Annotated in this window: 2 protein-coding genes and 1 pseudogene; 2 read left to right on the forward strand and 1 reads right to left on the reverse strand. The window is 65.6% G+C overall.

Features of this window, described 5'->3' with window-relative positions; all coding sequences use genetic code 11:
* Positions 1–250, reverse strand: a pseudogene (locus tag LPZ50_RS23540) (hypothetical protein); the annotation flags it as partial.
* A 62-nt stretch (positions 251–312) separates the two neighbouring features.
* Between LPZ50_RS23540 and LPZ50_RS23545 the strand changes: the two are divergent.
* Together LPZ50_RS23545 and LPZ50_RS23550 are read left to right on the forward strand one after the other, a co-directional pair.
* Complete coding sequence (locus tag LPZ50_RS23545) at positions 313–2,928, forward strand: DNA topoisomerase III (protein ID WP_230665283.1); 2,616 nt, start codon at positions 313–315, stop codon at positions 2,926–2,928.
* Positions 2,929–2,943: 15 nt separating this feature from the next.
* Positions 2,944–3,105: SDR family NAD(P)-dependent oxidoreductase (locus LPZ50_RS23550; protein ID WP_230665284.1), on the forward strand; the 162-nt coding region annotated here is incomplete at its 3' end.

The raw sequence follows: 3,105 nt of genomic DNA on the forward strand, positions 1-3,105 counted from the left end.
GGTCCACGTCGAGCGCCTGGGCGGCGGCGAGGACCGGTTCGAGGGCGGGCACCCCGGCGGGCGGCTCGCACATCACCCCCCGGGCGACGGCGAAACGCTGGAATTTCGATAGGTCTGGCCAATTGGCGGCCACCCAGCAAATAACGGCGCTGCCCAGCAGCCAGACGCCCAGCCAGAGCGTGTTGCGGGACAGAAATTGTCGCCATGCGTGCAGTTCAGATCCCGCCTGTCCACCCACCCCGACTTGCATGCGGCGAATCTCCCCTCGTATCATCCGCGCTACTACGGCGGGTCTACCGCCACTGGATACACATGAGCAAAACGCTAATCATTGCCGAGAAGCCCTCGGTAGCCCTTGATATATCACGCGCCCTCGGAGGCTTTGCGCGCGAGGGCGACTATTTTGAAAGCGAACGTTACGTGCTGGCTTCCAGTATCGGGCATTTGCTCGGGCTTGTCGCGCCCAATGATCCCGTCAAGGGCAAATGGAGCTTCACCCACCTGCCGGTGATCCCGCCCGAGTTCGAACTGGGCCCGGCCGACAAAAAATCCGCCGAACGCCTGAAGCTGCTGGTCAGGCTGGCCAAGCGCAAAGACGTGGACGCCATCATCAACGCCTGTGACGCGGGGCGCGAGGGCGAACTGATCTTCCGCTACATCATCCAGTACGCGGGCGTGAAAAAACCCATCCAGCGCCTGTGGCTGCAGTCCATGACGCAGGCGGCCATCCGCGAAGCCTTCTCGAACCTGCGCGACGACGTCCAGCTCAAGCCGCTGGAAGCCGCGGCCCGCTCGCGCGCCGAGGCCGACTGGCTGGTGGGCATCAACGGCACCCGCGCCATGACCGCCTTCAACAGCAAGGACGGCGGTTTCTTCAAGACCCCGGTGGGCCGCGTGCAAACACCCACCCTGGCCATCGTGGCCGAGCGCGAAGAACGCATCCGCGCCTTCGTGCCGCGCGATTACTGGGAAGTGCATGCCACCTTCGTGGCGGCGGCCGGCCTGTACCAGGGCCGCTGGATCGACCCCGATTTCAAGAAAGACGACCGCGACCCCGAAAAGCGCGAATCGCGCCTGTGGTCGCAGGCCGCGGCGCAAAGCGTGGTGGCGGCCTGCCGCGAACAGCCCGGCCATGTCACCGAGGAATCCAAGCCGTCGACCCAGATGTCGCCGGCCCTGTACGACCTGACCTCGCTGCAGCGCGATGCCAACGGCCGCTTCGGCTTTTCGGCCAAGACCACGCTGGCGCTTGCCCAGACCCTGTACGAACGCCACAAGGCGCTGACCTACCCGCGTACCGATTCGCGCTACCTGCCCGAAGACTACCTGGGCACCGTGCGCGACACCATGCAGGCGCTGGCCAAGGGCGGGTCCAACGCGGTGGGCCAGTTGTCCCGCCATGCCGGCACCGTGGTGGCGCAGAACTGGGTCAAGCCCAACCGCCGCATTTTCGACAACAAGAAAGTGTCGGACCACTTTGCCATCATCCCCACGCTGCAGATCCCCAACGATCTCAGCGAGGCCGAGGCCAAGCTGTACGACCTGGTGCTCAAGCGCTTCCTGGCCGTGTTCTTCCCGGCCGCCGAATACCGCGTCACCACCCGCATCACCGAAGTACAGGGCCATCGCTTCAAGACCGAAGGCAAGGTGCTGGTAGTGCCCGGCTGGCTGGCGGTGTATGGCAAGGAAGCCCAGGGCGAAGACGCCAACCTGGTGCCGGTGGCCGACAACGAAACCGTGCGCACCGAAGACGTCGAGGCCGTGGGCCTGTCCACCAAGCCGCCGGCCCGCTACAACGAAGCCACGCTGCTGTCGGCCATGGAAGGCGCCGGCAAGCTGGTCGACGACGAAGAACTGCGCGAAGCCATGTCCGAGCGCGGCCTGGGCACGCCGGCCACCCGCGCGGGCATCATCGAAGGCCTGCTGGGCGAAGGCTACCTGCGCCGCGAAGGGCGCGACCTGGTACCCACCGCCAAGGCGCGCCAGCTGATGACGCTGCTGTCGGGGCTGGACGTTACCGAACTCACGTCGCCCGAACTCACCGGCGAATGGGAACACAAGCTCAAGCAGATCGAGCAGGGCGGCCTGGGCCGTGACGCGTTCATGCGTGAAATCGCCCAGATGACCCAGGTGATCGTCAAGCGCGCCAAGGAATACGAACGCGACACCGTGCCCGGCGACTATGCCACCCTGCAAACGCCGTGCCCCAAGTGCGGCGGCGTGGTCAAGGAAAACTACCGCCGCTACGCCTGCACGCAGTGCGACTTTTCCATCGGCAAGCACCCGGGCGGCCGCACCTTCGAACTGCCCGAAGTGGAAGAACTGCTGGCCAAGCGTGAAATCGGCCCCCTGCAGGGCTTCATCAGCAAAATGGGCCGGCCGTTCGCCGCCATTCTGCGCATCGGCGATGAAGACAAGCTGGAATTCGATTTCGGCCAGAAAGACGACGACGACAACGAACCCGTGGATTTCTCCGGCCACACGCCGGTGGGCGCCTGCCCCAAGTGCCGTTCGCGCGTGTTCGAGCACGGCCTGAGCTACGTGTGCGAAAAGTCGGTCGGGCCCGACAAGACCTGCGATTTCCGTTCGGGCAAGATCATCCTGCAACAAGAGATCTCGCGCGAACAAATGCAGAAGCTGCTGGAAGACGGCCGTACCGACCTGCTCGACAGCTTCGTGTCCAGCCGCACCCACCGCAAGTTCAAGGCTTTCCTGGTGCGCCAGCCCGACGGCAAGATAGGCTTCGAGTTCGAGCCGCGCCCGGGCAAGACGGCCGGCAAGACAGCCTCGAAGACGGCGGGTAAAGCCGCGGCCAAGACAGCCGGCAAGACCGCGGCCGCCAAGACCGCCACGAAAAAAACCGCTGCCAAGAAGACAGCCGCCAAGAAGGCTCCCGCCAAGAAAGCGGCCGCCAAGAAAAGCGCCTGACGCCGGACAACCGCCATGACCCGCGCGCCCGCCAGCCAAGCCTACCTGCAACGGTTTTCGCTGGCCGGGCAGGTGGCCCTGGTCACCGGTTCGGCGCGCGGCCTGGGGCTGTGCATCGCCCGCGCCATGGCGGGCAGCGGTGCGCACGTGCTGATCAACGGCCGTAACGGCGCGGCC

The organism is Bordetella petrii, assembly GCF_020991325.1.
Lineage (GTDB): Bacteria > Pseudomonadota > Gammaproteobacteria > Burkholderiales > Burkholderiaceae_B > Bordetella_A > Bordetella_A petrii_E.